Below are 5,471 nucleotides of genomic sequence, written 5' to 3'. Positions count from 1 at the left end.
GCCCGGACACCCACCGTGTCCGGGCCCGCCGCCGACGACCGCAGCGCAGCGCGTCAGTGCGCGGCGGCCTCCCAGTCGGCGCCGACACCGACGGAGACGTCGAGCGGGGCGCGCAGCGGGTAGGCGCCGGCCATCTGCTCGCGGACGACGGCCTCGACCGACTCGCGCTCGCCCGGGGCGAGTTCCAGCACGATTTCGTCGTGCACCTGGAGCAGCATCCGGGACGTCAGCCCGGCGGCGCGCAGGGCCTCGTCGACCCGCAGCATGGCGATCTTGACGATGTCGGCGGCCGAGCCCTGGATCGGGGCGTTGAGGGCCATCCGCTCGGCCATCTCGCGGCGCTGGCGGTTGTCGCTGTTGAGGTCGGGCAGGTAGCGGCGGCGGCCGAGGAGGGTCTCGGTGTAGCCCGTCGCCCGCGCCTCCTCGACGACCCGGTGCAGGTAGTCGCGCACGCCGCCGAAGCGCTCGAAGTAGGTGTCCATCAGGCCCTGGGCCTCGGCGGGCTTGATGTTGAGCTGCTGCGAGAGCCCGTACGCGGAGAGCCCGTACGCGAGGCCGTAGGACATCGCCTTGATCTTGCGCCGCATCTCGGCGTCGACCGCCGCGCCCGGGACCTCGAAGACCTGGGAGGCGACGGTGGTGTGGAGGTCCTCGCCGGAGGCGAAGGCCTCGATCAGGGCCTCGTCCTCGGAGAGGTGGGCCATGATCCGCAGTTCGATCTGCGAGTAGTCGGCGGTGAGCAGCGACTCGTAGCCGGCCCCGACGACGAAGGCGCGGCGGATGGCGCGCCCCTCCTCGGTGCGGACCGGGATGTTCTGCAGGTTCGGGTCCTGCGAGGAGAGCCGGCCGGTGGCGGCGACCATCTGGTTGAAGGTGGTGTGGATCCGGCCCTGCGGGGAGACGGTCTTGAGCAGGCCCTCGACGGTGGTGCGCAGCTTGGCCTGGTCGCGGTGGCGCAGCAGGATGACCGGCAGTTCGTTGTCGGTCTGGGTGGCGAGCCAGGTGAGCGCGTCGGCGTCGGTGGTGTAGCCGGTCTTGATCTTCTTGGTCTTGGGGAGGGCGAGTTCGCCGAACAGGATCTCCTGCAGCTGCTTGGGCGAGCCGAGGTTGAACTCGCGCCCGGCGGCGGCGTGGGCCTCCTCGACGCAGCGCTGGATCTCGGCCGCGAACTGGGCTTCGAGCCGGGTGAGCCAGTCGCGGTCGGCGGCGATGCCGTGGCGCTCCATCCGGGCGAGGAGGGCGGCGATGGGCAGTTCCATGTCGTGCAGCAGCCCGGCGGCGCCGACCTCGGCGAGGCGGGTGTCGAAGAGCGCGGCGAGGTCGAGCACGGCGCGGGCCTGGAGCATGAGCGCCTGGGCGCGCGCGGCCTCGGCGTCGACGCCGTCGTCCTCGGGTGCGTCGAAGGCGAGTTGGCCGCTCTCGGCGGCGGGGGCGGCCGGGGTGAGCGAGCGGGCCAGGTACTCCTCGGCGAGCACCTCCAGGGTGAAGGTGCGGCGGCCGGGCTTCTCCAGGTAGGCGGCGAGCGCGGTGTCGGCGACGACCCCGGCGATCGTCCAGCCGCGTTCGGCGAAGGCCCGCATGACCTGCTTGGCGATGTGCAGGGCCTTGGGGGCGGCCGGGTCGGCGAGCCAGTCGGCGAAGGCCCGCTCGTCCTCCTCGGCGAGCTGCGCCGGGTCGAACCAGGCGGCGGAATCCCCGACGGCGAGGGCGACTTCGGTGACCTCGCCGGTGCCGAGGGCCCACTGGTAGACGGCGGCCAGCGCCACCGGCGCCTTGTCGTCGGAGGCGTGCTCGCGCAGCCAGGCGGCGAGCGTGCCCGGGTCGGTGAGGAGTTCGCCGTCGACCTCGACGCCGGGGGCGAGTTCGGCCTCGGCGGCCTCGGCGGCGCCGGCCGGGTCGATCCCGAACACCCGGTCGCGGAAGTTGGCGTTGCGGAACTCGAGCGACTCCATCAGGGTGCCGACGGCGTCCCGGTCGAAGGACTGCCGGGCCAGGTCGGGGACGCCCAGCGGGAGTTCGACGTCGCGGACCAGCTCGGTGAGCACCCGGTTGCGCTTGACCGAGTCGAGGTGGTCGCGCAGCTTCTCGCCGATCTTGCCCTTCACCTCGTCGGCGCGGGCGACGAGTTCGTCGAAGGAGCCGAACTGGTTGACCCACTTGGCGGCGGTCTTCTCGCCGACGCCGGGGATGCCCGGCAGGTTGTCGGACGGGTCGCCGCGCAGGGCGGCGAGGTCGGGGTACTGGCGCGGGGTGACGCCGTACTTCTCGGTGACCTTCTCCGGGGTGAAGCGGGTGAGCTCGGAGACGCCCTTGGTCGGGTAGAGCACGGTGACGTGGTCGGTGACGAGTTGGAGGGAGTCGCGGTCGCCGGTGACGATGTCGACGTCGTAGCCGGCCGCTTCGGCGGCGGTGGCGAGGGTGGCGATGATGTCGTCGGCCTCGAAGCCCTCGACCGTCATCCGGGGGACGTGCATGGCGTCGAGGAGTTCGCCGATCAGGCCGATCTGGCTCTTGAACTCGTCCGGCGTCTTGGCCCGGTTGGCCTTGTAGTCGGGGAACTCGGCGGAGCGGAAGGTCTGCCGGGAGAGGTCGAAGGCGACGGCGAGGTGGGTGGGCCGTTCGTCCCGGACGGTGTTGGCGAGCATCGAGGCGAAGCCGTAGACCGCGTTGGTGGGCTGTCCGGTGGAGGTGTTGAAGTTCTCCACGGGCAGGGCGTAGAAGGCCCGGTAGGCCATCGAGTGCCCGTCGAGCAGCATCAGCCGGGGTCGCGGGCCGGCCCCGCCGCCACCCGTCGCGCCCTTGTCCGTACTCTGCGTAGCCACGTCAACGTCCGTTCCTGCCGATTCCACTACCGGTCCCCGATCCTATGGCCCGGCACCGACAAAAGGGGCGCCGCGCCGGTCGGTCCTGGCCCGGTACCAGTGAGTAGGACGGTCGTACGATCACAGGCAGCACGACGACGTCACCCCAGAGCGGCAGGAGTTCCCCCGATGACCGACGCGGCCCCCGACACCGCCCCCGGCACCGCCACCGACGGCGCCTCCGACGGCACCCCGGCCCCGGCCCCCGTCCTGAACGTCCCGCAGGACGTGCTGGACCACTTCGCCAAGCTCGGGGTGAACCCGGAGACCTTCTCCGGCGGCCACCTCGGCGAGAAGCTCGGCATCCGGATCGTCGAGGCCTCCGGCGACCGGGTCGTCGGCACCATGCCGGTGGAGGGCAACCAGCAGCCGTACGGGCTGCTGCACGGCGGCGCCTCGGCGGCGCTGGCGGAGACCCTCGGCTCGATCGGCGCGATGCTGCACGCCGGCCCGGGCCGGTACGCGGTGGGCGTGGACCTCAACGCCACCCACCACCGCTCGGCCACCTCCGGCCTGGTCACCGGCGTGGCGACGGCGGTGTTCAAGGGCCGCACCGCCGCGACGTACGAGATCGCGATCACCGACGACACCGGCAAGCGGATCACCAGCTGCCGGCTGACCTGCATGCTGCGCGACCTGTAACGGGCCCCCGGGAAGCGCGACGGCCTCCCCGGAGGGGACAACGGGCCTCCGGGCAGCAGCAGTTCACCACCTAGGACATCAAGTCTCTTTCCCGCCCCCTTGTTTGACCTTCCGCCACCCTGGGCAGGCGTTGGTCTGAACGAGGGGGCGCCGGCATGTCCGGACGCGCTCGGCGCGCCCCCAAACCTGTAACACTGCGTAACAGGTGGGAAATCCCAGCAGGTGACAGTTCCGCGGCCCCCGCGACGCGGAACCTCTTCGCCGCACCCCCGTCGTCCGAAATGCGGACGTGCACGGTCGAATGCAGTACACCGGACACTCCTGTCCGATTATCGACGCTGCCAGCTGCAACCCCCATTTCTGGCCCTTACATCCCTCCACCAGCGCGTAAACGCCCAGCAGTTCAGGATCGGTCGAACCGGAACGACCACATGCTGAGACAAATGCTCCGTGTGCTCATAACAAGAGAATCACAGCCTGCCCACAGCACTGCCCGAGCCGCCCAAGGGCATCTAGAGTCACGGCCAGTCACCGCGCCATCCGGAATGGGCCCGGCCCTCCGCGCATCCCGGCTCCCGCCACTCAGGCGCGGGCGCCTCCTGAACCGAATGGGGACCCTCGTGCGTCATCGTTCCGCAATTGTCGTGAGCATTGCCGTGATCGGCGCCCTCAGCCTCACCGCCTGCGGCTCCCGCGGCGGGAAGTCCGGCGACACCGCCGGCGGCAAGGACAGCGGCTCCACCACCGTCGTCATCGGCGTCGACGCCCCGCTCACCGGCGACCTCTCCGCCCTCGGCCTCGGCATCCGCAACTCCGTCGACCTCGCCGTCAAGAACGCCAACGCGACCAACGAGGTCCCCGGCGTCAAGTTCGAGGTCAAGGCCCTCGACGACACCGCCAAGCCCGCCCCCGGCCAGCAGAACGCCACCCAGCTCGTCGGCGACCCCAAGGTCCTCGGCGTCGTCGGCCCGCTCAACTCCAGCGTGGCCCAGTCCATGCAGCAGATCTTCGACGACGCGAGCCTCACCGAGATCTCCCCCGCCAACACCGGCGTCGCCCTCAGCCAGGGCGAGAAGTGGGCCAGCGGCGACAAGAAGCGCCCCTTCAAGTCCTACTTCCGCACCGCCACCACCGACGCCGTCCAGGGCCCCTTCGCCGCCCAGTTCCTCTACAACGACGCCAAGAAGACCAAGGTCTTCCTGATCGACGACCAGAAGACCTACGGCGCCGGCCTCGCCTCCACCTTCAAGGGCGAGTTCACCAAGCTCGGCGGCACCCTGGCCGGCGAGGAGCACGTCAACCCCGACGACCGCGACTTCTCCGCCATCGTCACCAAGGTCAAGGCCTCCGGCGCCGACGCCGTCTACTACGGCGGCGAGTACCCCGCCGCCGGCCCGCTCTCCCTCCAGCTCAAGGACGCCGGCGTCGCCATCCCCCTGATGGGCGGCGACGGCATCCAGAGCGGCGACTTCATCAAGCTCAACCCCAAGAGCCAGGGCGACTTCGCCACCGCCGTCGGCCTGCCCGTCGAGTCCCTCGACACCGCCAAGAAGTACATCGCCGACTACAAGGCCGCCGGCTACAAGGACGCCTACGAGACCTACGGCGGCTACTCCTACGACAGCGCCTGGGCCATCATCCAGGCCGTCAAGTCCGTCGTGACCAGCAACAACGGCAAGCTCCCCACCGGCGACGGCCTGCGCAAGACCGTCCGCGACGCCGTCCAGAAGGTCTCCTTCGACGGCGTCACCGGCAAGGTCTCGTTCGACGAGTTCGGCGACACCACCAACAAGCAGCTCACCGTCTACACCGTCAAGGACGGCAAGTGGGCCGTGGAGAAGTCCGGCACCTTCAACGGCTGACACACCGGCCGGCCCCACCGAACCACCAGCGCGCGGGGGGGGGCGCCGCGGCGCCACCGCCCCCCCCCCCCCCCACGCCCCAGCCCCCCCGCCCCCCCCCCCCGCC

Annotated in this window: 3 protein-coding genes; 2 read left to right on the top strand and 1 reads right to left on the bottom strand. The window is 70.9% G+C overall.

Annotated features, from left to right (window positions below; all coding sequences use genetic code 11):
* Window positions 1-53: 53 nt before the first annotated feature.
* The gene (gene polA / locus ACFWXO_RS28435; RefSeq protein WP_380527044.1) at window positions 54-2,756 is read right to left on the bottom strand and encodes a DNA polymerase I; all 2,703 of its coding nucleotides are present in this window, start codon (window positions 2,754-2,756) and stop codon (window positions 54-56) included.
* Window positions 2,757-2,990: 234 nt separating this feature from the next.
* Between polA and ACFWXO_RS28430 the strand changes: the two genes are divergently transcribed.
* Together ACFWXO_RS28430 and ACFWXO_RS28425 are read left to right on the top strand one after the other, a co-directional pair.
* Entirely contained in the window at window positions 2,991-3,503 is a 513-nt protein-coding gene (locus ACFWXO_RS28430) for a PaaI family thioesterase (protein ID WP_380527038.1), read from the top strand.
* Between the two features lie 620 nt (window positions 3,504-4,123).
* Window positions 4,124-5,365 carry an ABC transporter substrate-binding protein gene (locus tag ACFWXO_RS28425; RefSeq protein WP_380407947.1) on the top strand — a complete coding sequence of 414 codons (1,242 nt, stop codon included), beginning with the start codon at window positions 4,124-4,126 and terminating at the stop codon, window positions 5,363-5,365.
* The last annotated feature ends 106 nt before the right edge of the window (window positions 5,366-5,471 follow it).

The organism is Kitasatospora sp. NPDC059088, from assembly GCF_042738155.1.
Classification (GTDB): domain Bacteria; phylum Actinomycetota; class Actinomycetes; order Streptomycetales; family Streptomycetaceae; genus Kitasatospora.
This window is presented reverse-complemented; position numbering and strand designations above follow the sequence as displayed.

Excerpts from the sequence above, each read along its gene's own strand:
- polA (WP_380527044.1), bottom strand. The coding sequence starts at position 2,756 with ATGCTGCTCGACGGGCACTCGATGGCCTACCGGGCCTTCTACGCCCTG.
- ACFWXO_RS28430 (WP_380527038.1), top strand. The coding sequence starts at position 2,991 with ATGACCGACGCGGCCCCCGACACCGCCCCCGGCACCGCCACCGACGGC.